This window comes from Bradyrhizobium sacchari (assembly GCF_002068095.1).
Taxonomy (GTDB): Bacteria; Pseudomonadota; Alphaproteobacteria; order Rhizobiales; family Xanthobacteraceae; genus Bradyrhizobium; species Bradyrhizobium sacchari.
In genome coordinates, this window is sequence record NZ_LWIG01000063.1 from 178,058 (window position 1) to 203,231 (window position 25,174).

General features: G+C 65.7%; 22 protein-coding genes. 13 read left to right on the forward strand and 9 right to left on the reverse strand.

Annotation, left to right across the window (positions count from 1 at the left end; all coding sequences use genetic code 11):
- Nucleotides 1-922 (forward strand): lysozyme inhibitor LprI family protein (locus tag A5906_RS43450; RefSeq protein WP_201723822.1); only part of this gene is annotated, 922 nt, incomplete at its 5' end.
- Nucleotides 923-1,000: 78 nt separating this feature from the next.
- Here the strand turns inward: A5906_RS43450 and A5906_RS38230 are convergent.
- The 3 genes from A5906_RS38230 to A5906_RS38240 are packed head-to-tail and all read right to left on the reverse strand — an operon-like array spanning nt 1,001 to nt 4,804.
- Nucleotides 1,001-3,262: a xanthine dehydrogenase family protein molybdopterin-binding subunit gene (locus A5906_RS38230; RefSeq protein WP_080140256.1), complete on the reverse strand. Its 2,262-nt coding sequence runs from the start codon at nt 3,260-3,262 to the stop codon at nt 1,001-1,003.
- Entirely contained in the window at nt 3,255-4,310 is a 1,056-nt protein-coding gene (locus tag A5906_RS38235) for an FAD binding domain-containing protein (protein ID WP_080140257.1), read from the reverse strand. The genes A5906_RS38230 and A5906_RS38235 overlap by 8 nt, the downstream gene beginning before the upstream one ends.
- Nucleotides 4,307-4,804, reverse strand: a complete 498-nt coding sequence (locus tag A5906_RS38240; RefSeq protein WP_080140258.1) for a (2Fe-2S)-binding protein — start codon at nt 4,802-4,804, stop codon at nt 4,307-4,309. Before A5906_RS38240 ends, A5906_RS38235 begins: the two co-directional genes overlap by 4 nt.
- Nucleotides 4,805-5,044: 240 nt before the next feature.
- On the opposite strand from A5906_RS38240, the gene A5906_RS38245 reads away from it, so the two are divergent.
- Together A5906_RS38245 and A5906_RS38250 are read left to right on the forward strand one after the other, a co-directional pair.
- A complete protein-coding gene (locus A5906_RS38245) occupies nt 5,045-5,683 on the forward strand; it encodes a TetR/AcrR family transcriptional regulator (RefSeq protein WP_080140259.1) in 639 nt (212 codons plus the stop codon).
- A 66-nt stretch (nt 5,684-5,749) separates the two neighbouring features.
- Nucleotides 5,750-6,157: a DUF4864 domain-containing protein gene (locus A5906_RS38250; RefSeq protein WP_080140260.1), complete on the forward strand. Its 408-nt coding sequence runs from the start codon at nt 5,750-5,752 to the stop codon at nt 6,155-6,157.
- Here the strand turns inward: A5906_RS38250 and A5906_RS38255 are convergent.
- A complete protein-coding gene (locus A5906_RS38255) occupies nt 6,154-7,419 on the reverse strand; it encodes an MFS transporter (protein ID WP_080140261.1) in 1,266 nt (421 codons plus the stop codon). The genes A5906_RS38250 and A5906_RS38255 overlap by 4 nt on opposite strands.
- Before the next feature lie 151 nt (nt 7,420-7,570).
- On the opposite strand from A5906_RS38255, the gene A5906_RS38260 reads away from it, so the two are divergent.
- From A5906_RS38260 to A5906_RS38310, 10 genes are all read left to right on the forward strand, one after another.
- A complete protein-coding gene (locus tag A5906_RS38260; protein WP_080140297.1) occupies nt 7,571-8,011 on the forward strand; it encodes a hypothetical protein in 441 nt (146 codons plus the stop codon).
- Nucleotides 8,012-8,084: 73 nt separating this feature from the next.
- Complete coding sequence (locus A5906_RS38265) at nt 8,085-8,369, forward strand: hypothetical protein (protein ID WP_080140262.1); 285 nt, start codon at nt 8,085-8,087, stop codon at nt 8,367-8,369.
- Between the two features lie 9 nt (nt 8,370-8,378).
- A complete protein-coding gene (locus tag A5906_RS38270; RefSeq protein ID WP_080140263.1) occupies nt 8,379-9,803 on the forward strand; it encodes a TolC family protein in 1,425 nt (474 codons plus the stop codon).
- A 13-nt stretch (nt 9,804-9,816) separates the two neighbouring features.
- Entirely contained in the window at nt 9,817-11,154 is a 1,338-nt protein-coding gene (locus A5906_RS38275) for a multicopper oxidase family protein (protein ID WP_080140298.1), read from the forward strand.
- A gap of 8 nt (nt 11,155-11,162) precedes the next feature.
- Nucleotides 11,163-11,642 carry a cupredoxin domain-containing protein gene (locus A5906_RS38280; protein WP_186465194.1) on the forward strand — a complete coding sequence of 160 codons (480 nt, stop codon included), beginning with the start codon at nt 11,163-11,165 and terminating at the stop codon, nt 11,640-11,642.
- A 16-nt stretch (nt 11,643-11,658) separates the two neighbouring features.
- Nucleotides 11,659-11,961: a copper-binding protein gene (locus A5906_RS38285; protein ID WP_080140299.1), complete on the forward strand. Its 303-nt coding sequence runs from the start codon at nt 11,659-11,661 to the stop codon at nt 11,959-11,961.
- A 352-nt stretch (nt 11,962-12,313) separates the two neighbouring features.
- Nucleotides 12,314-14,455, forward strand: coding sequence for a flagellar biosynthesis protein FlhA (gene flhA, locus A5906_RS38290; protein ID WP_080140265.1), 2,142 nt, complete (start codon nt 12,314-12,316; stop codon nt 14,453-14,455).
- 294 nt (nt 14,456-14,749) lie between these two features.
- Nucleotides 14,750-14,950 carry a hypothetical protein gene (locus A5906_RS38295; RefSeq protein WP_080140266.1) on the forward strand — a complete coding sequence of 67 codons (201 nt, stop codon included), beginning with the start codon at nt 14,750-14,752 and terminating at the stop codon, nt 14,948-14,950.
- Nucleotides 14,951-16,046: 1,096 nt separating this feature from the next.
- Complete coding sequence (locus tag A5906_RS38305) at nt 16,047-17,564, forward strand: ATPase domain-containing protein (protein WP_186465195.1); 1,518 nt, start codon at nt 16,047-16,049, stop codon at nt 17,562-17,564.
- Entirely contained in the window at nt 17,561-20,107 is a 2,547-nt protein-coding gene (locus tag A5906_RS38310; RefSeq protein ID WP_167523758.1) for an ATP-binding protein, read from the forward strand. Before A5906_RS38305 ends, A5906_RS38310 begins: the two co-directional genes overlap by 4 nt.
- Nucleotides 20,108-20,117: 10 nt before the next feature.
- On the opposite strand, the gene A5906_RS38315 is transcribed toward A5906_RS38310, so the two are convergent.
- From A5906_RS38315 to fliJ, 5 genes are all read right to left on the reverse strand, one after another.
- On the reverse strand, nt 20,118-21,344 hold the full coding sequence (locus tag A5906_RS38315; RefSeq protein ID WP_080140267.1) for an NAD(P)/FAD-dependent oxidoreductase: 1,227 nt from the start codon (nt 21,342-21,344) through the stop codon (nt 20,118-20,120).
- 219 nt (nt 21,345-21,563) lie between these two features.
- A complete protein-coding gene (locus A5906_RS38320; protein ID WP_080140268.1) occupies nt 21,564-22,523 on the reverse strand; it encodes a helix-turn-helix transcriptional regulator in 960 nt (319 codons plus the stop codon).
- A 343-nt stretch (nt 22,524-22,866) separates the two neighbouring features.
- Nucleotides 22,867-23,922 (reverse strand): anti-sigma factor, encoded by a 1,056-nt coding sequence (locus A5906_RS38325; RefSeq protein WP_080140269.1) that lies wholly within the window; start codon nt 23,920-23,922, stop codon nt 22,867-22,869.
- A gap of 37 nt (nt 23,923-23,959) precedes the next feature.
- Nucleotides 23,960-24,505 (reverse strand): sigma-70 family RNA polymerase sigma factor, encoded by a 546-nt coding sequence (locus A5906_RS38330; protein WP_080140270.1) that lies wholly within the window; start codon nt 24,503-24,505, stop codon nt 23,960-23,962.
- 229 nt (nt 24,506-24,734) lie between these two features.
- The gene (gene fliJ, locus A5906_RS38335; RefSeq protein WP_011084990.1) at nt 24,735-25,154 is read right to left on the reverse strand and encodes a flagellar export protein FliJ; all 420 of its coding nucleotides are present in this window, start codon (nt 25,152-25,154) and stop codon (nt 24,735-24,737) included.
- Nucleotides 25,155-25,174: the final 20 nt, after the last annotated feature.

A 25,174-nucleotide genomic window follows, 5' to 3' on the forward strand; every position in this document is an offset into this window, starting at 1 on the left:
GCCGGCGAATGCAGCATCATCGGCGAGCGGACCGGACGCCAAGCCGGCAAAGTTGCCGGCGATCAAGCTCCGCCGCCAAGGCGAGACCCTGCGCGTCGTCATCTTCGGCGGCGATGATACGACCGGCGATCGCGATGATTGCGACTATCTGTGGCAGATCACCGGCACCTATTTCGCGAGCGGCAGGGCCGACGTGGCCGAGAAGGCCGAGATCTCGTTCGTCGCGCCGAGCTTCGACTGCGTGCGTCCGGTGACGGCGACGGACGAAGAGATCTGCTCCGACCCCGAGCTTGCCGACAACGACCAGCGACTGAACCGCGCCTGGAAGGCACTGCTGCCGCGCCTCGACGACGCGACGCGGCGTGCGCTGACCGAAGACCAGCGCAACTGGGTGCACGCGCAGGCCGTGGAGTTCCCCGAATTTCTCCACCCGGCCTGGGAGAAGCGGACCTACGAGATGCACTTCACGGCCGACGCGCGCGACCATGTCGATGCCCTCCAGCGCGAGCGGATCGCGCTGCTCGAGGGCTTTGACGACAAGCGCGCGGGCCTCGCCGGTGTCTGGCTCGCCCACAACGCCATCATCAAGATCACGGTCGACAAGGACGGCCGGCTGAACGCGCAGGGCTGGAAATGGGACCAGGGCGACTGGAAGGCCGGCTGCGACTACGACGTGAAGGGCAAGATCGTCGGCGGCAGCTTCCGCTCCGACGAACAGCGCAAGAACCCGGACACGCTGGAGCGCGATCACGCCATGCTGATCGTCAACCGCCTCGACGACGCGTTCGCGACGAAGCGCAGCGGCAAGGAGACCGACGACGAGGCGAAGTGCAAGCGAAGGCTCGACAACTCCTCGACCGCACGGCTGTTTCCGGCCCGTCCCTCGCCCGACATCGACAATTTTCGGGGCTCGATACGCTAGCCGGCAGCTCGCGGCCGGAGCCGACGAGGCTGCCTTCTTGTGGCGCTGAGCGCGAGAGACTCAGCGCCACAGGGCCCTTCAGGACTGCGTCAGCAAATCCTCGATCCGGATCGGGAAGCGGCGGACGCGCACACCGGTGGCGTGCCAGACGGCGTTGGCGATCGCGCCGGCGCTGCCGGTGATGCCGATCTCGCCGACGCCCTTGATGCCGAGCGCGTTCACATGCGGGTCGTGTTCCTCGACCGTGATCACGTCGAGTGGCGGCACGTCGGCATTCACGGGAATGTGGTACTCGCCGAGATTGGCATTCATGATGCGGCCGCTGCGGCGATCGGTGATGGCTTCCTCGTGCAGCGCAAAGGACATGCCCCAGATCATGCCTCCGAACAGCTGGCTCTTCACCAGGTGCGGATTGACGATCCGCCCGGCGGCGAAGGCGCCGACCATCCGGGTGACGCGGACCTGGCCGAGCTCGGGATCGACCTTCACCTCGGCGAACACCGCGCCATGGGCGTGCATCGCATATTCTTCCATTGCCGCAGGATTCGGCGCGCCGGTACCGCTGGCCTCGACCTCGGCAAGGCCGGCGCGCGCCAGGATCTCGGCATAGCTTTCGCTGCGGCTCTCATCGTCGCGACGGACCAACCTGCCGTCCCGTGCGATCACGCCAGCATTGCCGGCGCCGAAGAGCGGCGAACGCTCGTCGTTCGTGGCGAGATCAGCAAGCTTTGCGATCACGGCCGCGCCGGCGCTGTGGATCGCCGCACCGGCCGTTGCCGTGTGCGCCGAGCCGCCGGCAATGCCGGCATCGGGCAGGTCGGACGTGCCGGCCTTGAATTCGACGCGGTCGATGTCGAGGCCGACGGCATCGGCCGCGATCTGGGCGAGCGCCGTCCACGCCCCCTGCCCCATGTCATGCGCGCCAATTTCCATCACGCCGGAGCCGTCGCGGCGGATCGCTGCACGTGCCTGGGCCTGGAACATCAGCGCCGGGAAGGTCGCGGTGCCCGTGCCCCAGCCGACCAGAAGACCAGCATCGTCGCGCATCTGCCGCGGCCGGAGCGAGCGCTTCGCCCAGCCGAACCGCGCCGCGCCCTGCTCGTAGCAGGCACGCAGTGCCTTGGACGAGAACGGCTTGCCGCTGATCGGCTCGACTTCCGCGTAGTTCTTCAGGCGGAAGGCGAGCGGATCCATGCCGCAGGCCCAGGCGATCTCGTCGATCGCGCTTTCGAGCGCAATCGAGCCCGTCGCCTCGCCCGGCGCGCGCATGAACAGCGGCGTGCCGGTGTTGACGCGCACGGCGTCGTGCGAGGTGCGGATCGCGGGCGCCGCATAGAGCGTGTGCGAGGCATCGGCGGCGGGTTCGTAGAAATCGTCGAACGTGCTCGACACGGTTCGCGCGTGGTGATCGAGCGCGGTCAGGCGCCCCTCGCCGTCGGCGCCGATGCGCAGGCGCTGCCGCGTCGGCGCGCGGTGGCCGACCGGGCCGTACATCTGCTCACGGCGCAGGACCAGCTTCACGGGCCTGCCGACGAGCTTTGCCGCCATGATGCCGAGCGTCGGCGGGCCGGACATCAATCCCTTGGAGCCAAAGCCGCCGCCCAGGAACGGACTGCGGATGTGGATCTTGTCGTGCGCGATGCCGAACAATTCGGCGATGCGCGCCAGCGACAGCATCAGGCCCTGGGTCGGCATGTCGATCTGCAGACGGTCGCCGTCCCAGGAGGCGACGATCGCGTGCGGCTCCATCGCGTTGTGATATTGCGGCGGCGTCTCGTAGGTCGCGTCGATCTGCTTCTCGGCCGAGGCGAGGCCCGCCTCGACATCGCCGCGGTGAACCTCCGAGGGATTGCCGACGCCGACGACCGGCGGCACGAAGCTCTCGCCGGCATCGAGCCCTACGAGCGCCGGCAGCGTCTCATAGCGCGGCGCCAGCAGCAACGCACCTTCCGTCGCCGACTCCAGCGTCTCGGCGATCACGACGGCGATCGGCTGGCCGGCGTAGCGAACCTCGTCGCTCTGCAACACCTCCATCCGGAACACGAACGGATTGGTCTTGATCTCGGGGTCTATCGCAAGAGGCGGCTTGTGGCTCGACGTCATGACGTCGACGACGCCGGGATGCCGCTTGGCTGCCGCAACATCGAGCGAGGCCACCCGGCCGCGCGAAATGCTGGAGACGGCCATCACCGCAAACAGCATGCCGGGCGGATGATTGTCGGCGGCGTAGGTCGCCTGCCCCTTGACCTTGAGGACGCCGTCGCGGCGGGTCAGCGGCTGGCCGATGTTCGAGCCGTGCCGCAGATGGGCGGGAGCGCTGGTGAGATTGAGCTCAGGCATGAATGGCTCCGGAGGTCGAGGCAAAGGGAGAGGCCGGCAATGCCGGCAGGCGCGCGGGCGTACCGGCCGCAGCGAGCAGAAGCGCGCGCACGACGATGCGGCGCGCGAGCTCAATCTTGAAGGCGTTGTCGCCGGACGGTTTTGCGTCGGCAAGCGCGCGCCAGGCGGCTTCCTGGAAGGCGTCCGCCGTCGGCGCGACCCCCCTCAAGACGTCTTCCGCAGGCCGGGCACGCCAGGGTTTTGCGGCGACGCCGCCCAGCGCCACCCGTGCCTCCGCGACCTTGCCGTTCTCGATCCGCAACGCAGCCGCGGCCGAGACGACCGCGAAGGCATAGGAGGTGCGCTCGCGAACCTTGAGGTAACGCGCATGCGTGGAAAATACACGCGCTGCGGGCGGCAGGCGCACCGCGACGATGAGGTCGCCGGGATCGAGTGCGGAGTCGCGCTCGGGCGTGTTGCCCGGCAGGCGATGCAGCTCGTCGAGTGCAATCTCGCGCCGTCCGCTCCTGCCTTCGATCTCGACCACGGCGTCGAGCGCGACGAGCGGTACACAGAAGTCGGACGGATGGGTGGCGATGCAGTTCTCGCTCCAGCCGAGCACGGCATGGCTGCGGTTCTCGCCGTCGCGGGCGTCGCAGCCGGTGCCGGCCTCGCGCTTGTTGCAGCGGCTGGCGGTGTCGTAGAAATACGCGCAGCGCGTCCGTTGCAACAGATTGCCGCCGACGGTGGCGGCATTGCGCAGTTGCGCCGACGCGCCCGAGAGCAGTGCTTCGGCGACGGCCGGGTAGGACTTCGCGAAGTTTGCGTCATGCGCGAGATCGGCGTTGCTGACGAGCGCACCGATACGCAACGACCCGTCGGCGAGGGTCTCGATTGCGTCGAGCCCGTCGAGATGCGTGACATCGACCAGCCGATCCGGACGGCTGACGCCGCCTTTCATCAGATCGAGCAGGTTGGTGCCGGCGGCGAGATAGACCGCACCCGGCTGCGCGGCGGCGGCAACGGCTTCAGCAACCGTGGCCGGCCTGACATAATCGAACGATTTCATGCGGAGCGCCTCTGGTTGGATTCGTCCATCCCGGCCTGCGCTTCCAGCACGGCATCGACGATGCCGGCATAGGCGCCGCAGCGGCAGAGATTGCCGCTCATGCATTCGCGGATGCGTTCGGGATCGTTGCCGGCCTGGGCCTCGCGCATCATGCCGATCGCACTCATGATCTGGCCGGGCGTGCAGAAGCCGCACTGGAAACCGTCATGGGCGATGAAAGCGGCCTGGACAGGGTGAAGCTGGTCGCCGCGCGCGACGCCTTCGATGGTGAGGATGTCGGCGCCGTCATGGCTGATGGCGAGCGCGAGGCAGGAATTGATGCGCTTGCCGTCGACAAGAATGGTGCAGGCGCCGCACTGGCCGCGGTCGCATCCCTTTTTGGTTCCGGTCAGATGGAGGCGCTCACGCAGGAGATCGAGCAGCGTGACACGCGGATCGTCGAGGACGAAGTCGCGCCGCGCACCGTTCACGGTGAGGCTGATGGAGTGGTTCATACAGGGCTCCGATCAGATATGGACATGAGTCATCGCGCAGCGCGCCACCGCCGTGGCCGCCGTTCGACACGCGCCAGCCAGGCGGAACCCGGCCAACATCTCGACGAAGATACGGAGGCACCCTCCGTTTAACAAGGCCCACGGAAAAATATTTGGAAATCGTCAAAAGCCCATGCGCCTACAACGCGATGCAGCCTGTGAGGGTTCAATCTAACCAATTCGTGATCTACATTGCCTGATATGGACGACCAGACCGACCAAACTCGAAAGCCTCGCGCCGACGCCCTGCGCAATCGCGAACGCGTGCTCGAGGCGGCGAAGGCCGTCTTCAACGCCGGCGGCCCCGAGGCGAGCCTTGAGGCCGTGGCCAAACGTGCCGGCGTCGGCATCGGCACGCTCTACCGGCATTTCCCGACGCGCGAGGATCTGTTCGAGGCGGTGTACCGGCGCGAGGTCGAGCAGCTCAGCGAACTCGCCGAGCAATTGAAGACTACGAAGGACCCGGTCGATGCGCTCAGGCGCTGGCTGCGCTCAGGTGTCGAATTCGTTGCCACCAAGAAGGGCATGGTGGCAGCCCTGGCACTCGCAGTGCAGAGCGGGTCCGAGCTGCATGCCTTCTCCTTCGAGCGCCTGACCACGGCGATCGGCTCGCTGCTCCATCGGGCCGTCGCGGCCGGCGAGATGCGCGCCGACATCAGTCCCGAGGACTTGCTGCGCGCATTCTTCGGCATGTGCTACATGCACGACCAGCCCGGTTGGCAATCCTCGGTGCTTCGGATGCTCGACGTCTTCGTCGACGGCCTGCGGGTGCAGCCGACCGCTGGCGCCAAGGCCCGCGTTGCCAAGCCCGCGAAACCGGCGGCGAAACGGAAGCGATAGCACGCCCGTATTTCCCAAAGGCCGTGCTAGGATCAGCATCGCCTGGATCTCAACGCGGAGCCTGCCATGCGCATCGCCGCCTTGCTCGTCGCCCTCTGTGTCGCCTTCAGCGTCCCTTCAGCACGCGCTGACGATGTCGCGACGGCCCAGGGCGTTATCCGCGCCCAGGAGCAGGCCTTCGTCCGCGACGATGCCACGGCCGCTTATTCCTATGCGGCACCGGCGATCAAGGAGATATTCCCCGCACCGGACATCTTCATGTCCATGGTGCAGAACGGCTACGCACCGGTCTATCGTCACAAGAGTTTTGAATTTGGCGAGAGCAAGAGTGAAGGAAGCTGGATCGCCCAGCGCGTCCATATCATCGACGCCAATGGCGAAGCCTGGGAGGCGCTCTACACGCTCGAGCAGCAGTCGGACGGCAGCTACAAGATCACCGGCTGCTCGCTGCTGAAGGCGGGACAGGCCGTCTAAGTGGCAAAACTCGGACCACTTTTGACCGAGCCCATCCGCGAGCGGATCAGCAGCAGCACGACGATGCCGATGTTGAGCGCGTTCCAGGCGACGCCGTTGGCGAAGGCTGCGCCGTAGGAGCCGGAGGCATCGAAAATGACGCCCGACACCCAGCCGCCGAAGGACATGCCGAACACGGAGGCGAAGATCACGATGCCGACGCGGGTTGCGGCCTCGCTCGCCGGCATCGCCTCGCGCACGATGATGGCGTAGCTCGGCACGATGCCGCCCTGGAACAGGCCGAACATCGCGGAGATCAGATAGAGCGAAGCGAGGCTGTCGAAGAACAAATAGAACACCAGCGCAAAACCTTGCGCCAGCGACCCCACCAGCAGCGTGCGGATGCCGCCGATCTTGTCGGCAAGGAATCCCGAGCCGATGCGGCTGACGATGCCGCAGGCCATCATCAGCGACAGCATCTCGGCGCCGCGGGCGACGCCGTAACCGAGATCGCCGCAATAGGCGACGATGTGGACCTGCGGCATCGCCATGGCGACGCAGCAGGAGATGCTGGCGATCGAGAGCAGTACCGTCAGCGTGTTGGTCGAAAGCTTGAGGTCGACCCGCGGCGGCGGCGCATTTGCGTGGTCGTGCGCCTGGGCGTCGCCCATCTGCGCGCGCAGGACCAGCACCAGGATCGTCATCAGGCCGACACAGACGAGGCCGATGCCGATATGGGTGTGGCGCCAGCCGATCGACTGCATGCCCCAATTGACAATCGGGGGCCACATCGTTCCGGCGAAATAATTGCCGCTGGCAACGATGGTCACGGCGAGCCCGCGATAACGCTCGAACCAGTGCGAGGCTTCTGCCATCAGCGGCGCGAACGTCGCCGACGTCCCGAGCCCGATCAGGAAATAGGCCGCGATGAACTGCCAGAGCTGCGTCGAAAGTCCCGCCAGCGTATTGGCGACACCGAGGAAGGCGATGCTGATCGCCATCGCCGGCACGATGCCGAACCGGTCCGTGATCTTGCCGGCGATCACGCCGCCGAGCCCGAAGCCGAACATCATGAGCGTGAAGGCCAGCGACACCGCGCCGCGCGTGGCGGCGAATTCGGCCTGCACCGCGGGAATCATCACCACGATCGCCCACATGCCGACGCCGCCGATCGAGCCGATCACCAGCGCAATGACGAGCCGTATCCAGGCCTGACGGGAATCAGGGCTGAACGAATCAGGTTTTTGTTCGGGATGATTTGGCGCGTGCACGGGCCGGACCATGGCCCGCGGATCGCCACACGGTCAAGCAACGTGGCGATATATTGGGCATGCGCGGTGCACTGCGGTAAGAAGGAGCTTGGCGAAGGCGCGTTTTGCCATTAGTTTGCAATCTGCGTGTGCAACGTTGCCGCGCGAGGAGCCTATCGGCGGAATGCTGTTGCGATTGACGCGATCGATGCGGATCAAGGTGGGGCGGATCATCGCCCTCGCCTATCTGTTCTGCGTGCTCGCGCCGGCGGCAAGCCTCGCCTGGCGGACTGGTCCCGCGCCATGCCTCGACGACGCGCTCCTCGCAGACCTCGTGCCTGTGCATCACCAGATGGCGAGCCATCAGCATGGCCATGCCTCGCACGAGCATGCGGGAACTCACGCGCAGCACCAGACGGCCGCAAAGGACGCACCCGCCCCGCATCAGCATGGCGGCAAGGGAACCGTAGGCCCGTGCTGCGCGATGATGTGCGTCAGCGCGCTGCCAGCCGATCTGCCCAGCGTCGCCACACCGGCCCAGCCGAAATCGACCTGCGCGCCCGAGATCGTGGCCAGCCTGCACAGCACGGCGCCACCCCAGCACTACCGCCCCCCCATCGTCTGATCTGACGCAACGATTTCGGTCCGAACGCGCATCCGCGCGCGCGAACCTGTGGGCTTCAGATCAGGGATAAATCATGCTTGCGCTTTCCGGAGCGAAGTCCGCCGCCGCATCTGCGGTGGGGGGACGACATTTTCTATTGAATTGGCCGTTACTGGCCGTGGTTGCTCTGGCGCTGTCCGGCTGCGTGCCGGCCACCACGCAAGTGGCCAGCGCCGACCCCGCCGATCCGGCGGCGAAGGTGGCGCGTGTCGGCTATCGGCCGACCATCGCGCCCTATACCAGCCTGCGGCCCGCGACGCCGGCGCCTTGGTGCGACCGCAACGACGCCGTCACTCCACAGCCGAAGCAAGACCGGTAGGAGCGCGCCATGGCACATCATCTCCCGCGCGGCCTCCTCATGCTCGCCGCGTTCGGGCTCTCGGGCTGCATGGCGTTCTCGCCGGACGGCGGCATGACGACAGTCTCGGACCTCACCGGCCAGACCATCAACAAGGACGTCGCCTTCGTCCGAACGGCCGAAGGCGCCGAGGCCGTTGGCGCGACCGTCCGCCGGTTGCTGGCGCGCACGCTCACCATCGAGACCGCCGTGCAGATCGCCCTGCTCAACAACAAGGGGCTACAAGCCGCCTATAACGAGCTGGCGCTGTCCGAAACCGAGCTGGTCGAGCAGAGCCTGCCGCCCAATCCCGTGCTCTCGATCTCGCGGATCTCGGGCAATGGTGCGAACGAGATCGAGCGCCAAGTCGTCGGCGACATCCTCGCCCTCGCGACATTGCCGTTCCGTTCCGAGATCGCCCGCGACCGTTTCCGCCAGGCGCAATTGCGCGCGGCGCTGGCGACGTTGCGGCTCGCGGCCGACGTGCGCCGCGCCTATGTCCGCGCAGTCACCTGCAACGAGCTGGTGGTGCTGCTGACGGACGCGAAGGCGACGGCGGAATCGACGGCCCAGCTCGCCGTCAAGCTCGGCGAGACCGGCTCGCTCAACAAGCTCGACCAGGCCCGCGAGCAGGTATTCTACGCCGAGACCACCGCAGACCTCGCGACCGCGCGGCAGGCCGCGACGAGCACGCGCGAAAGATTAGCGCGCCTGATGGGGCTGTGGGACGACGGCCTCGACTTCCGCCTGCCCAATCAATTGCCGCCGTTGCCGCGCCAGCCGCAGGCCCTGCCCTCGATCGAGGCCGACGCGGTCGCCCATCGCATCGACCTGCAGATCGCGCGGCTCGAGCTGACTGCGCTGGCGAAAGCGTTGAACCTCACCGAGGCGACGCGCTTCGTGACGCTGCTCGATCTCGCCGGCATCTCCCGCCGCACCCAGGATCCGGAGGGCCCGCCGTTCCGCGAACGCGGCTTCGACGTTCAGTTCCAGATCCCGATCTTCGACGGCGGTGAGGTCCGCGTGCGGCAGGCGGCGGAGACCTACAATCTCGCCTTCAACCGCCTGACCGAGCGCGCCGTGAACGTTCGCTCGGAGGCGCGAGACGCTTATCGCGTTTACCGATCCACCTACGACATCGCCAGCCACTTCCAGCGCGAGATCGTTCCCCTGCGCAAGATCATCACCGAGGAGATGCAGCTGCGTTTCTCCAGCATGCAGGTCGATATCTTTGCGCTGCTGACCGAGGCGCGGCAGCGCCTGGCGTCGCTGCGCGGTGCCATCGATGCCAGGCAGAGGTTCTTCCTCGCGCAGTCCGACTTGCAGACCGCCGTCAACGGCGGCGGCTCGCCGGCCTCCGGCGGCGACAACGCAACCACCATCGCCGCAGCAGCCTCTGCCGATGGCGATCACTGAGATGGAGGCCAGCATGTTTTCCCGCAGAGGATTTCTGGGCAGCGCCGCGCTTGCGGGTGCGTCGGCGATCAGCGGCCGCGTCCAGGCCGCATCGATTCCGGAAGCGCCCACCATGGACAAGGTGGTGATGCAACCGCCGCTGCACCCCACGAGCGGGCCCGACTATCGCCCCGTGGTCACGCTGAACGGCTGGTCGCTGCCGTTCCGCATGAACGGCGACTGGAAGGAATTCCACCTCGTCGCCGAACCCGTGGTGCGCGAATTCGCGGAAGGCATGAAGGTGAATTTGTGGGGCTATAACGGCCAGTCACCGGGTCCGACCATCGAGGCTGTCGAGGGCGACAAGGTCCGCATCTTCGTCACCAACCGCCTGCCCGAATACACCACCGTGCACTGGCACGGCATGATCGTGCCGAGCGGCATGGACGGCGTCGGCGGACTGAACCAGCCGCACATCGAGCCGGGCAGGACCTTCGTCTACGAATTCGAGATGAAGAAGAGCGGGACCTTCATGTACCACCCGCATTCCGACGAGATGGTGCAGATGGCGATGGGCATGATGGGCATGGTCGTCGTGCACCCGCGCGATCCGAATTTCCGGCCCGTCGACCGCGACTATGTTTTCGTGATGAGCACCTATCGCGTCGATCCCGGCACCTATTTGCCGCAGGTCAACGAGATGACCGACTTCAACATGTGGACCTGGAATTCGCGGGTGTTTCCCGGCATCGACCCCTTGCCGGTGCGCCTCGGCGACAAGGTGCGCGTGCGCATCGGCAATCTCAGCATGACCAACCATCCGATCCACCTGCACGGCCACAGCTTTGCAGTGACCTGCACCGACGGCGGCTGGGTCCCGGAGAGCGCGCAATATCCCGAAACGACCACTGACGTGCCGGTCGGCGCGGTGCGCGTCTTCGACGTGCTCGCCGACAATCCCGGCGACTGGGCGTTCCACTGCCACAAGTCGCACCACACCATGAACGCGATGGGCCACGAGGTGCGCAATCTGATCGGCGTGTCGCGCAAGGACCTCGCCAAGGCCGTCGGCAAGCTCGCGCCTGACGGCATGGCGATGGGCTCGACCGGCATGGCCATGGGCAACATGGAGATGCCCGCACCCGACAACACGCTGCCGATGATGACCGGCACCGGCCAGTTCGGCCCGATCGAGATGGGCGGAATGTTCACCGTGATGAAGATCCGCGAGGACCTCGCGCGCGACGATTACCGCGATCCCGGTCCATACAAATTCCCGCAAGGCACGGTCGCCTACGAGGTCACGGCGCCGGCCGCAGAGCCGGCGCGGCAAGAACCCGGCAGTCCGCCGATGAAGAACATGAAGATGTGAGCGTTTCGATGAACCACCAACCGGAGACTACAGTGAAGAAGCCTATCAAGCTCGGACTCGCGCTGGCTGCGCTTTCGATCGCACCGGCCCTTGCCCACGAACAGCACGATCACGGGAGCTTTTCGGCCGGCGAGCCCGGCGATCCCAAGAAGCCCGCGCGCACCATCGAAATTCTGATGAACGAGATGGACTACTCTCCCGCCAAGATCGAGGTCAAACGCGGCGAGCAGGTCCACTTCGTGCTGCGCAATGTCGGCAAGGAGGACCACGAGTTCCTGCTCGCCACCACCAAGGAGAACCTCGCCCATGCCGAGGTGATGAAGAAGCATCCGCACATGGAGCACGACGACCCCAACGGGGTGCGGCTGGCGCCGAACAAGACGGCCGAGATCCTCTGGAAGTTCACCAAGGCCGGCACGTTCGAATTTTCCTGCCTGATCCCCGGCCATCGCGACTACGGCATGGTCGGCCAAGTCACCGTGAACTGAAGCAATGGAGACAGCCATGAAACCGATCACGCGCATCACCGCAACGCTCGCGCTGACGCTGGGCCTGACGCTCGGTGCGGTCGCGGCACAGAGCGCCTCGATCAGCGGCGAGGTGAAGAAGATCGACGAGAGCGCCGGCAAGATCACCCTCAAGCACGGCCCCGCCAAGAACCTCGGCATGGAGGAGCCCATGACCATGGTCTACCGCGTCAAGGAGCCCGCCATGCTCAAGCAGGTAAAGGTCGGCGACAAGGTGACCTTCGAGGCCGAGGAGGCGGCTTCGGGGTTCACGGTGACGAAGATGGAGAAGGCGAAGTAGGGGGCGGCCCTCTCAACCGTCATTCCGGGGCGACGCGCAGCATCGAACTATGGTGCGCAATTGCGCACCTGAGAATCTCGAGGTTCCGGGGTTCGGCTCTTTGAGCCGTCCCCGGAACGACGCGGAGCCCCCCGAAACACCCCGGTCCGACCTCCCGCCGCCCCTTCCGTTAACCCTTTGCTAACCATACACCGGGCAAAAATTGCCGGGTCAAGTCGAGTGTCGTCGGCCGCGTAGAACGGGAGCTCCCGTGGACGCCAGTGCGGTGCCTCACTTTCGGAACGGCGGCCCATCGGCCGCCGCGCAGACGTTTGGGGCGCGCGGCCGGCAGTCGCGCGGGGAGGCAGCTACCATGGTCGACGTCACCGCGGGACAGGGCGTAGGCGGCGGAAAGCCCGGCATCCCCTCCCTCAACGAGATCGTCAACATCCTCAAGCGCGGCGACATCGCGCTCGCCCTCGGCATCCTCACCATCCTGGTGGTGCTGATCCTGCCCCTGCCCGCGATTGTGCTGGACCTGTTCCTGGCGATCTCGATCACGCTCTCGATCCTGATCCTGATGACCTCGCTGTTCATCCAGGCGCCGCTGGAATTTTCGGCCTTCCCGACCATCCTGCTGATCTCGACCATGCTGCGCCTGTCGCTCAACATGGCCTCGACCCGCCTGATCCTGTCGCACGGCCACGAGGGCACGGACGCCGCCGGTCACGTCATCGAAGCCTTCGGCAGCTTCGTGATGGGCGGCAATTTCGTCATCGGCATCATCGTCTTCGCCATCCTGATCATCGTCAATTTCGTTGTCATCACCAAGGGTTCGGGCCGCATCGCCGAGGTCGCCGCCCGCTTCCACCTCGACGCCATGCCCGGCAAGCAGATGGCGATCGACGCCGATCTCTCCGCCGGCCTGATCGACGAGAAGGTCGCCAAGCAGCGGCGCAAGGAGCTGGAGGACGAAAGCGGCTTCTTCGGCGCCATGGACGGCGCCTCCAAATTCGTCCGCGGCGACGCCATCGCCGGCCTTTTGATCGTTTTCATCAACGTCGTCGGCGGCATGATCATCGGGGTGGCGCAGCAGGGCATGTCCTTCGCGGACGCCGGCCGCAGCTACACGCTGCTGACGGTCGGTGACGGCCTCGTCACCCAGGTGCCGGCGCTGATCGTCTCGACCGCCGCGGGCCTGCTCGTCTCCAAGGCCGGCGTGTCCGGCGCCGCCGACAAGGCGCTGATGAAGCAGTTCTCCGGCTATCCGCAGGCGCTGGCGATGTCTTCGGCGGTCATGCTGGTGCTGGCGGCCCTGCCGGGCATTCCGACCATCCCCTTCCTGGCGCTCGGCGCCGGCGCCGGCGCGCTGGCCTGGCACGCCCGCAACCACAAGCGCACCGCCGTGAAGACAGAGGAAGCCGCCAACGCCGCGCCTGCCACCGGCGCACCGGGTGCGCCCGGCGCGGCAGCGGTGGAAGAGCCGATCTCGGCCGCGCTCAAGATCGACGACCTCAAGATCGAGCTCGGCTATGCGCTGCTGCCCCTGGTCAACGGCCCCGACGGCACCGACCGCCTCACCGAGCAGATCAAGGCGCTACGCCGCTCGCTCGCGATCGAGATGGGTTTTGTGATGCCGGCGGTGCGTATCCTCGACAACGTCCAGCTCGAGGCCAACACCTACATCATCAAGATCAAGGAGGTCGACGCCGGCACCGGCAAGATCTGGCCGAACCAGTTCATGGTCATGGACCCCGGCGGCAGCCAGGTTCAGGTGCCCGGCATCCACACCACCGAGCCGACCTTCGGCCTGCCCGCGACCTGGGTCGATGCCAGCCTCAAGGAGGAAGCGTCCCTCAAGGGCTACACCGTCGTCGACGCCGCGACCGTGCTCTCGACCCATCTCACCGAGCTGCTCAAGGCCAACATGTCGGACCTGCTCTCCTATGGCGAGGTGCAGAAGCTGCTCAAGGAGCTGCCGAAGGAGCAGAGCGAGCTGGTCAAGGACATCGTCCCCGGGCAGGTCACGGTCTCCGGCATCCAGCGCGTGCTGCAGCTGCTGCTCGCCGAGCGCATCTCGATCCGCGATCTCTCGACGATTCTCGAAGGCATCGCCGACTCGCTCGCCTTCTCGCGCAATCCCTCGACCATGGTCGAGCACGTCCGTGCCCGCCTCGCGCGCCAGATCTGTGCGCAGAACACGTCCTACAACGGCTATCTACCGCTGATCGCGCTGTCGGCGCGGTGGGAGCAGGCCTTCGCCGAATCCATCATCGGCCAGGGCGAGGAGCGCAGCCTCGCCATGCAGCCCTCGAAGCTGTCGGAGTTCATGACCGCCGTGCGCGAGGCATTCGAGCGCGCCGCCCGTGAAGGCGAGGCGCCGGTGCTGGTCACCTCTGCGGCAATTCGCCCCTTCGTGCGCTCTCTCGTCGAGCGGTTCCGCGCCCAGACCACCGTGCTGTCGCAGGCGGAGATCCACCCACGGGCAAGGTTGAAAACGGTCGGAAGCATCTGATTTGCCTTAAGAAGCCGTGTGTTTTTCAGCCACAGGCAAATGGTTTTTGAGTTCCTGGCGCCTTGTGGACCAAAGACGGAAAAAGCACCGAAAAATCACATTACATCCTTGAAATAACTATAGAAAATGATGACCTAGGATCGCTTTTGATCGCGATCTTTCACGTCCTATCACGCTCTTGTGATGTCCTCTTGGGAACGAATCCTCCCAATACTAGGTTGTTGGGCACCGGAAGCATGAACCTGCCTGAAACGGCTGGCGACTACTTCGGGTAGATGGCGGCAGGAGGCTTCCATGAACCACTCGATCTACAGCGCCGATCGCGCGACCCATTTGAAGATTGTGGTCGTCGCCCTCGTCGCAGGGATCGCGCTGGCGGGCTTCGGCGTCACGGCACGCTCGGGTTCGGATGAAGGTCTGACCCAGACGGCTCGCGTCATCAAGGCCGGCAAGCCGGTCGCTATCACCAGTTCGAACGCGTCCCTCGTTCGCTAAGGAGAACTGACGAGTTTTGTGAATTCACGCGGCTCTTTACCAGCCCCCCAAAGTCGCCACGTGGATATGTAGACGACCCCAACCCCAAGTCGACTACAGAAAGCGCCCGCCCCCCACGGGCGCTTTCTCATGCCTGGGGGTACCTCGTCATTGCGAGCGCAGCGAAGCAGTCCAGAATCTTTCCGCGACAACAGTCTGGATTGCTTCGCTGCGCTCGCAATGACGGGCATGTGGTCAGGCCTGGCTCTTTCAACCCGCATCTTCATCTCAGACACATCTTCGCCATCTCGCGGCTCATCTCGCCCGAGCTTTGCTTCCGTCATCTCACCCTCAATTGAAAGAGGGCGCAGGGAAGGCCGGGTGCCGGCTGGCACCCACGGTCCACTGTGCGAAGTTCGCAGTCAGAAGATCTGCACAGCGGCATACAGGTGAAGCCAAACATCCGGCCTTCCCTGCGCAGCGGGCTTCCGGCTTATGTCGTGCTCTCCCCGGGGAGCGATGCACTATTGCCCCCGTCGCCTTGCGGATGACTGATCCGAGGGCCCGGTTGGGCCGCACGTATCACCACAGGACTTGACGCACAGACCCCGGGCGTCAGGACCACACGATTTTGCCGTACGCGAGATCACACCTGTCGTTGGCGCAAGCTCTTCGCTCACGGTCGCCCGCCCTGCGAAGCTGTTCGCGCCGATGTGACCCGCGTCCACCACCCCCCAGCCCGCGTTCGTGACGATCGCGATACGCCCCTCTTCCATGGGCCGGGATGCCGCAACAAATACGCTTTTTCAGAATTTCGGTAAAGAGGAATGTTTTCGGCAGGTCGGATTGCCCTAAACTTGGGTGTTTCGCCCTTCAGGCAACGCAAGGCCTTGTATGGGGGCACACCCCGCCAGCAGCTGGATTTTAATTGCAGGGCTCCCGAAGTCGTTCAGGACTGCGGCGCAGGGGAACCCAGCTTAGGGCGCGGGCGTTTATTTCTTAGCGGATACGCTCATTCGCCGACCTTCCTAATTGGCGGCCAATACCGCATCCGCGGGGGTGCTTTGCGCCAACCACTGCTTTTCCGTCGACCAGTTCGCTCGCTCGCGGCCGGCGAATGCATAAGAGTGTGAAGGACAACAGCGTGTCGCAACGAGTCGAAGGCCAGGCAAGCACAGGCATCGAGGGGCTGGATAACATCCTCGGTGGAGGATTTCAGCGTGGACGCGCATTCCTGCTCGAAGGTGCGCCAGGCACCGGCAAGACGACAGTCGCGACCCAGTTCTTGATCAAGGGAGCCGCGGCGGGCGAACGCTGCGTTTACATCACGCTGTCCGAGAGCGAGGCCGAGCTGCGCGACGGCGCGATCTCCCACGGGTGGGATTTGTCGGGCATCGAGGTCTTCGAGCTCATTCCTCCAGAGAACCTGCTCGATGAGGATCAGCAGCAGAGCCTGCTCTATTCCTCCGATCTGGAACTCGGCGAGACGACGAAGCGCATCTTCGAGACCGTCGAGCGCATAAAGCCGCAGAGGGTCGTGCTCGACAGCCTCTCGGAGATCAGGCTGCTCGCCCAGAGTTCGCTGCGCTACCGGCGGCAGATATTGAGCCTGAAGCACTATTTTGCGGGATCCGAAGCGACAGTTCTTCTTCTCGATGATCTCACCACCGATCTGAATGACAGGACGGTGCATTCCGTTGCTCACGGCGTGATCCGCTTGGAGGAAACCGCTCCAGAGTATGGCGCCGAGCGGCGACGGATGCGCGTCATCAAATATCGCGGGCGGCCTTTTCGCGGCGGCTTCCACGACTTCGCGATCGCGACCGGGGGAGTGCAGGTCTTCCCGCGGCTCGTCTCGGCCGAGCACAAGGCGGATTACGCGCGTGACCTTCTGACGACGGAGTCCGGCAAACTGGATGCTCTCCTCGGCGGAGGAGTCGAGCGGGGCACAAGCATTCTTGTCCTCGGTCCGACAGGAGCGGGCAAGTCGCTGCTTTCGCTCACCTTCGTCCAGGGGGCCGCAAATCGGGGCGAGCGCGCGGCCATGTTCGTCTTCGACGAGGAATTGGGCGTCCTGTTCGAACGTGCGAAAGGCCTCAACATCGATCTTCAGGCGCTGGTAGATGCCGGCCAACTCGTCATCGAGCAAATCGACGCCGCCGAGCTGACGCCCGGCGAGTTCTCCGCGCGCGTACGGCGCTGCGTCGAGATTCACGGCGCTCGGACGGTGGTCATCGACAGTCTCAACGGCTTCCAGGCCGCCATGCCCGGCGAACAAGCGCTGGTCCTTCACATGCACGAACTCCTGCAATACCTGAACCGCCAGGGCGCCACGACATTCCTTACCGTCGCGCAGCACGGGCTCGTCGGCGACATGCGCGTACCGGTGGACGTCACCTATCTGGCGGACACCGTCATCCTGCTGCGCTACTTCGAGGCGGTCGGTCGCGTGCGCCGGGCGATGTCGGTCGTCAAGAAGCGCACCGGTCCGCATGAGGACACGATCCGGGAGTTCCTGATTGATCGACGCGGCCTCACATTGGGCGACCCACTGACGAACTTCCAGGGTGTTCTGAGCGGCGTACCTGCGCTAGTCGGAGAGACGGCGCACCTGCTCAAGGCGGGGGAATCGTGAAGCGCAGCACGGTTTCGGAGCGAGCGCTCGTCCTCGCGCCGCGGGGACGCGACGCCGCCATTGCGTCGGGGATCCTGCGTGAGGCCGGGGTGACCGCGGACCCCTGCCCGTCACTGCCCACGCTCATCGCCGAACTCGATGCAGGCGCCGGCTTCGTCGTGGTCACCGAGGAAGCATTGGCCACGACGGATCTCGCGCCACTCGGCGCCTGGCTGGACAATCAGGAAGACTGGTCGGACATGCCCTTTGTGCTGCTGACGACGGGTGGCGGGGGGCTGGAGCGCAATCCGGCCGCGCAACGTTTTCTCGAACTGCTGGGCAACGTTACATTCCTGGAGCGGCCCTTTCATCCGACGACCCTCGTCAGCCTCGCGCGCTCCGCCCTGCGCAGCCGGCTCCGTCAGTACGAGGCCCGCGCCAGGCTCGAATCCCTGCGGGCAGGCGAAGAGAGACTTCGGCTCGTCGTCGACAGCGCAGAGGACTACGCCATCATCACCACCGACCAGGAGCGAAGAGTGACGAGCTGGTCGGTGGGCGCGGAGACGATCTTCGGCTGGACGGCTGCCGACATGATGGGCCACTCGGCCGACGCGATCTTCGCGCCCGAGGACCGCGCATCGGGACAACCGGAGGCCGAGATCGCCATCGCACGCAAGGAGGGCTTCGCTCCAGACGAACGCTGGCATCTACGCGCTGACGGTTCGCGTGTGTTCCTGAGAGGCTCGATGCGGCCGCTGCCGCGTGACGACCAAGGACGCGAGCGAGGGTTCATCAAGATCGCACGGGACGAGACGGACCGGCGGTTGGCCGAAGCGCGCCGCGTTGCTCTCCTCGAGCTGTCCGACCGCATTCGCGATATCGCGGACCCGACCGAGCTCTCCTACGCAGCGGCCGAGATACTCGGGCGTACGCTCGGCGTGAGCCGGGCAGGCTATGGCACGATCGACATGGCCGCCGAGACGATCAGCATCGAGCGCGACTGGAATGCGCCTGGAATCAGGAGCCTCGCCGGCGTACTGCACTTTCGTGACTACGGCTCGTATATCGAGAATCTCAAGCGCGGCGAGACGGTGGTGTTTCCCGATGCCGAAAAGGACCCGCGTACCGCTGCGACCGCTCACGCCCTCAAGGCGATCAGTGCACAATCCATCGTGAACATGCCCGTGACCGAACGGGGCGGGATCGTAGCGCTCCTCTACCTCAATCACGCGACCGCGCGCGAGTGGACGCCGGACGAGCTCGAGTTCATCCGGGAAGTTGCCGAGCGTACCCGAACCGCCGTCGAGCGCAGGCGTGCGGAGCAGGAGATCCGGGAACTCGCTGCCTCGCTGGAACGGCGCGTCACAGAGCGGACTGCCGAGCTGATGAATGCCGAGGAAGCCCTGCGGCAAGCCCAGAAGATGGAGGCGGTGGGCCAGCTCACAGGGGGCGTAGCGCACGACTTCAACAACCTGCTGACCATCATCAAGAGCTCCACCGACCTATTGCGCCGTCCAGGTCTCGCCGAGGAGCGCCGGCGCCGCTATGTCGACGCGATCTCCGATACCGTCGACCGGGCTTCGAAGCTGACCGGTCAGCTTCTCGCGTTCGCCCGGCGCCAGGCGCTCAAGCCCGAGGTGTTCGACGCATCCGCACGCGTGCGGGCGATCAGCGACATGCTCCGCACGATCGTGGGATCGCGTATCCGGATCGAGACGGAGATGTCGTGCGAGAGCTGCCCCATCGAGGCGGATGCCAGTCAATTCGAGACGGCGCTGGTCAATATGGCCGTCAACGCGCGCGACGCGATGAACGGCGAGGGCACCCTGCACATCCGCATCGACGAGATCGCCGCCATGCCGCCCCTACGCGGGCACGCCGGCAATCCCGCCCCTTTCGTGGCCGTGTCGCTGACCGATTCAGGCTCGGGCATCCCGACGGACAAACTCGCGCATGTCTTTGAGCCATTCTTCACCACAAAGGAAGTGGGTAAGGGCACGGGCCTCGGCCTGAGCCAGGTCTACGGCTTTGCCAAGCAATCGGGCGGCGATGTCGCGGTCAAAAGCGAGGTGGGCCGTGGCACCACGTTTACGCTCTACCTGCCTCGCGCCGCGCATGAGGCAGCATCGGACAGGGACCGGACCGAGATCGACCTCAATCAAGACGACGCGCTGTCCGAGCGCGACCGCGGTCCCCGCGTTCTCGTGGTGGAAGACAACGTGGAGGTTGGACGCTCCTCGACCCAAATCCTGGCAGACCTCGGCTACGACACGACCCTGGCGACGAATGCGACCGAGGCGCTCAGGCTTCTCGACGAGGCCGACAGATTCGACGTGGTGTTCTCCGACGTGATCATGCCCGGAATGAACGGGGTTGACCTCGGCCGGGAAATCCGGCGCCGCCACCCGAAAGTGCCGGTGGTGCTGACCTCGGGTTACAGCGAAGTCCTTGCCGAAGAGGGGCGGCACGGATTCGACCTCGTGCATAAGCCTTATGCTGCCGAGGATCTGTCGCGAGTGCTGCGGCGCGTGACGCGGGCCAGGCGTCCTCCAGATCTCCCGTAACCGCAGCCTTTCAGCGACGCCGCGCCCCATAGGTCGGCGGCGGCGCCTGCACGGTCGGCGCGGCGGCGGCGAACAGGTCGTCCTTGCTGCCGTTCAGCGGCGGATAGATGCGCTTGCGGTTGATGGTCTGTTTGGTCGCCTTCGCGGCGGCGCCGGTGGCGCGGACCTCGCGATCCCACCCCTCGGTATAGAGCGCGCCCCAGCCGCCGAGATCGAGCACGGTCACGTACCAGTCGATCCGCAGCGGCAGCATCGGCTCACCGACCAGATCGGCCACCACGTTGTGGCCGGCGAAGCGCCCCATGGGCCGGGCAAACTGACAGGACATCACGGTCGGATGCAGCCCGTCGACCACGCTGGAGGCGACGTCGCCGGCCGCGAACACGCCGGGCAGATCCGCGACGCGCATGAAGGGATCGACCAGAAGGCGCCCGAGGCGATCGCGCGCGCCCGGAAAATTTTCGGCCAGCCGGCTTGCACGCATGCCGGCGCACCAGATCACCGTCTGGGCCGCGATGAACTCGCCCGAGCTCAGGTGAATACCGGCGGCCTCGATCGAGACGACGCGCGCGCCGAGCCGCGTCTCGACATCGAGCGATGACAAGGCGGATTCGATGACGGGACGCGCATGCGTACCGATGGTGGCGCCGACAGTCGGATTGGGATCGACCAGGATGATGCGGCGGCTGCCCGTGATGCCGGCGCGTGCCAGCCTGTCGGGCATTTCAGCCGCGACCTCGATGCCGGTGAAGCCGGCGCCGACCACGACCACGGTCGAACGTCCCGGTGACGGCGCGCTGCGTCCGAGCGATGCGAAATGATCCTCGAGGCGAAGCGCCGCGGCATAGGTGTCGACGTCGAACCCATGGCAGGCAAGGCCCGGAATGTCGGGACGCATCACCTCGCTGCCGAGCGCGAGCACGAGGCGGTCATAGCTCAGCGTCTCCTCGCCGCCGCTGGTGACGAGCGATATCCTGCGATGCGCCGGATCGATCGCTTCGACCTCGGCCAGGCCGTGCGTGACGCCGATCGGATCGAGCAATTGCGCAAGCGGAAGCGCGACCTCGCTGAGGTCGGTCTCGTAATTGCGCACGCGAATGTTGTGATAGGGGTTGCGGTCGATGACACAGATCTCGATGTCACGGCCCGCAGCGCCGATCTCGTCGCGTTTGCGCGCGGCGCCGATGGCCGCCCACAGACCCGCAAACCCGGCACCGAGCACGACGATACGCGTCATGTCCGCTTACTGCTGTGCTTTCCAAAGAGATCCAGCGGTCTGCCCGCAGAGGCAGATATAGCTCATTCGCACCGGCCGACCAACTGCGGCGGCGCCGGGCCGCTGCACAAGATCGTGGGCTTAAAGCGATGAGATTTGGATGAACCGTCAGCGCGCTTTAGGTTGTTGTTTACGCATGATCTTTCCCGAAAACCACTTCGCACTTTTCCGGATCATGCTCTAGGCCTCGCGCAGCTCCGACGGCGTCGCACCAAAGCGCTTGCGGAAGGCGCGGTTGAAATAGGACAGGTCGGAGAAGCCCGAGGAATGCGCGATGTCGCTGATCTTGCGTGCCCTCGCCCGGGGATCGCCGAGCTGCTTTCGCGCCAGCAGGAGGCGCTGCTCCAGCACGAATTCGGTGAACGTGGTGCCGGCCTGCTCGAACAGGCGCTGCGCCTGGCGCGGGCTTAAGCCGGAGCGTGTCGCAACTTCGGCCAGGCAGAGATCGCTGCGGCCGAGCGCGGACATCACGTCGGCCTGCATCAGGTCGAGGCGGGCCGCCGCGTGCCCGCGCCCGCGCGCCAGGCTTGCGTGCTCGGCATCGGCGCCGAGCAGGAGACCGACGAGATCGACCATGTGCTGCGCGGTCAGGCGCTGGCCGACGGCGTCGAGATGCGGCGCATGATTGGCGGCGAGCGCATGGTAGCCGAAGATGGTCTCGGCGACGGCGCCGTCGGAGAGCACCTGCGAAAGCTTGTCCTCGGCGCGCGGATTGATGTCCAGCAGCGCGCGGCGCGGCATGCGGATGCTGGTGAAACGATCCTCGATGGTATGGCCGACGGTACCGGTGATGCCCATGTCGACGAGCACCATCTGCGCGGGCGCAAGCTCCACGGTATGGCCGTTCTGTCCGACGCGGACGAGGCCCGCATGCGCCGCGATCAGCACGAGATCGTCGCTGCCGTCGGCAAGATGACTCTGGGTGCGCGAGTATTGCGCGGAGGCGCCTTCGGGAATGGCGAGCACGATGTTGTCGACCACACTGACCTGGAGCCGGCAATCGATGCTGTCGCCATGGCTCGGCCCGATGTCGAGGCCGCAGGCTCCGAAGGCCCGCTCGCGCCATTGTTCGAAGGCCGCACCCTGCGGCAGGCCAGCATATTGGTGAATGAAGATGCCCGGCGTTCTCGCTGCATCCATCTGATGTCTCGCCCCTCTTCGGCACAATGATCGGCCGCGCCGACTGCAAATTCCGGGGATTTGACGCGACGGATGGCGGGGAGGTTCAAACCGGGACGGGATTTAGCCGCGATTGTCGAAATACGACGGCGGGATGGACGAGGGCGACAGGAACGGATGAATGATTTGTCGCGGCCCCCTGAACATTCCAGCGTCGTCCTGGACCAGCGAGCAGAGCGAGCGCCGATCCAGGACCCATTACCACAGGATCGAATGGTTGCTCGCCGGTATGGCCACAGCTCACTGCTACCATAGGCTCCTGGGGTGATGGGTCCTGGCTTTCGCCAGGACGACGATGGCGAACCTACTTCTTCGCCGGCACCTGCGGCTGCGCCGGCGGCACGGTCTCGATCAGCTTGCCGGAAAACACCGGCGCCGAGGTCGGCTGGCCGCTCGGCGAGCCGCCGGCCTGCTCGACGGTGACGGCATAGGTCGCGCCGTTGACGAGGTCGGCATCGTAGCCGGCGAGCAGTGGACGCGCGGTGAACTCGCCGGCGCCGATCACGCCGAGCGAGCGCGGGCGCGGCAGCTTGTCGGAGATCAGCCAGAGCTCGAAACTCTTGCCGGGCTCCGGCGTGGCGCCGACCTTGCGCACCGTGAAATTCCGCGTCGCGCCGTCGATGGTGAGGATGAAGGCGGGGCCGCCGCCCTGGCCCTGCAGCAGCGCGACATATTGCGCGGACGCGGCGAGCGGTGCCGGCGTCTTCACCTCCACGGTCTGGATACGCGGGGCGGGACGCAACGCGCCCGGCAGCGCGTCGGGCTGGAAGATCTGCAGCGACAGCGTCACCAGCAGCGCGGCCGCGAGCGCACTAAGGACCGAGGCGATGGTGCGCCAGCGCTTCACGCGGCCCTTGAGCCGGATCACGTTGCTGGTGTCCACGGCCGGCGGAGGCGGTGCATGCACCACGCCCGGATCTGGCGCGTGGACCTGCGGCATGAAGATCGGCGCGACGTCGGACAACGCATCGGAGGCCGGCCGCGCCGTCTCCGGCGGCTCCGTTGCGGAAGGCTGCGGCTCGGTCAGCGGCGTGCTGTCCGAAGGCAGCGGCGGCGAGGTGGCTTCAGACGAGGACGATTCCGGTACCGGAGGCGGTGCGGCTTCGGACGGTGCGGGCGGCGCCTGCGCGAAATCCGTCCGCGCGAGCTCGGCCCTGATGTTCTCCCACACGATCGGACGCGGCTCGATCGTGCCGACCATCTGGTTGAGGACACCGAGCCGGTAGGACCAGGACTGCACGATTTCGGCGAACGCCTTGTCCACCGCCATCATGGTATCGACCTGCGCGCGCTCGTCGGCGTCGAGGGTGCCGAGCGCATATTCCGCGGCGAGCGCGATATGGTCCTCCGTGTAGGCCATCAATTGCAGTCCAGAACCTTCCTCGTCGTCCGAGCCATCACAATCCGAGACACTCCCGGATATCCAGCATGCTGCGCCGCAGCCACGTCTTCACAGTGTTGACGGGCGCCGAAAATTTCTCCGCCAATTGCTCGCGGCTCCAGCCGTTGTAATAGGCGAGCAGCACGAGCTTCTGGCGGTCCGGCTCGAGCCGGCCGATGCATTCCAGGAGCCGCTTCAGCTCCTCGGTCATCTCCCGTCGCGCCAGCGGATCGGGACTTTCGGCCGCAACCTCCATCGCCTGCGGCTCTTCCTCGATCGAGGCTTCCGACTTCTTGCGCACGATGTCGATCGCACGGTTGCGCGCGATCGAGGCCATCCACGTGATCGGCGACGACAGCGCCGGATTGAACTGGCCCGCGCTGTTCCAGATCTTGACGTAGGTCTCCTGAATGACCTCCTCTGCGAGATCCTGCCGACGCAAGATACGAAGCACGACACCATAGAGTTTCGCACGCGTGGCGACGTAGAGGCGCTCAAACGCGGCCTGATCGCCCCTGGCGACCGCCTCGATCAGCCCAACCAGCTCTGCTGGCGTCAGCATTCAGCCCCCCAACACGCGGGCCGTCGCGTTCCGCGCAGGCCCCGGCACTGCGCTACCATAGCGCGCGGCAAAGCCGACCACCAAGGGGCGTGGCGCCGCGCTGTGGACAGGCCATACGAAAACCCGGACCTTGCGGGTCCGGGTTTGACAGGTTCTTGATTAGGTTATTGTTTGAGCATGATCTTTTCGGAAAACCGCTACGCACTTTTCCGGATCATGCTCTGGCGCCTTAAGCGACGGCGCCGATGCGGGCGCGCATCAGGCCGATGCTGTCGAGGTCGGCCTGTTCGCGGGCGTTCTCCTCGGCGCGTTCGCGGGCCTGGTCGCGCTCGTCGAGGAGCTCGACCTTCTTCAGCTCCTCGAAGGCCTCGGCCAGCGCGGCCTTGGCTTCGTCGAGCTGGCCCTTGAGCTCGTCGGCCGAGCGGGTCAGGTTCTCGCGGCGCTGGATCGCGGCCTTGGCATAGGTCGGATAGGCGAAGTGCGAGGGATCGTTGATCCCGGCACGCTCCTGCTCGGTCTGGATCTCGCGTTCGAGATCGACCGACATCCGCTGGAAGTCGGCGATCATGGTCTCGATCTGGGTGACCCGGCGGCGCTTCTCGTCGACCTGAAACTTCTTCAGGCGGATGAGGGTATCACGTGACTTCATCGACTCGTACTCCCCAGAAG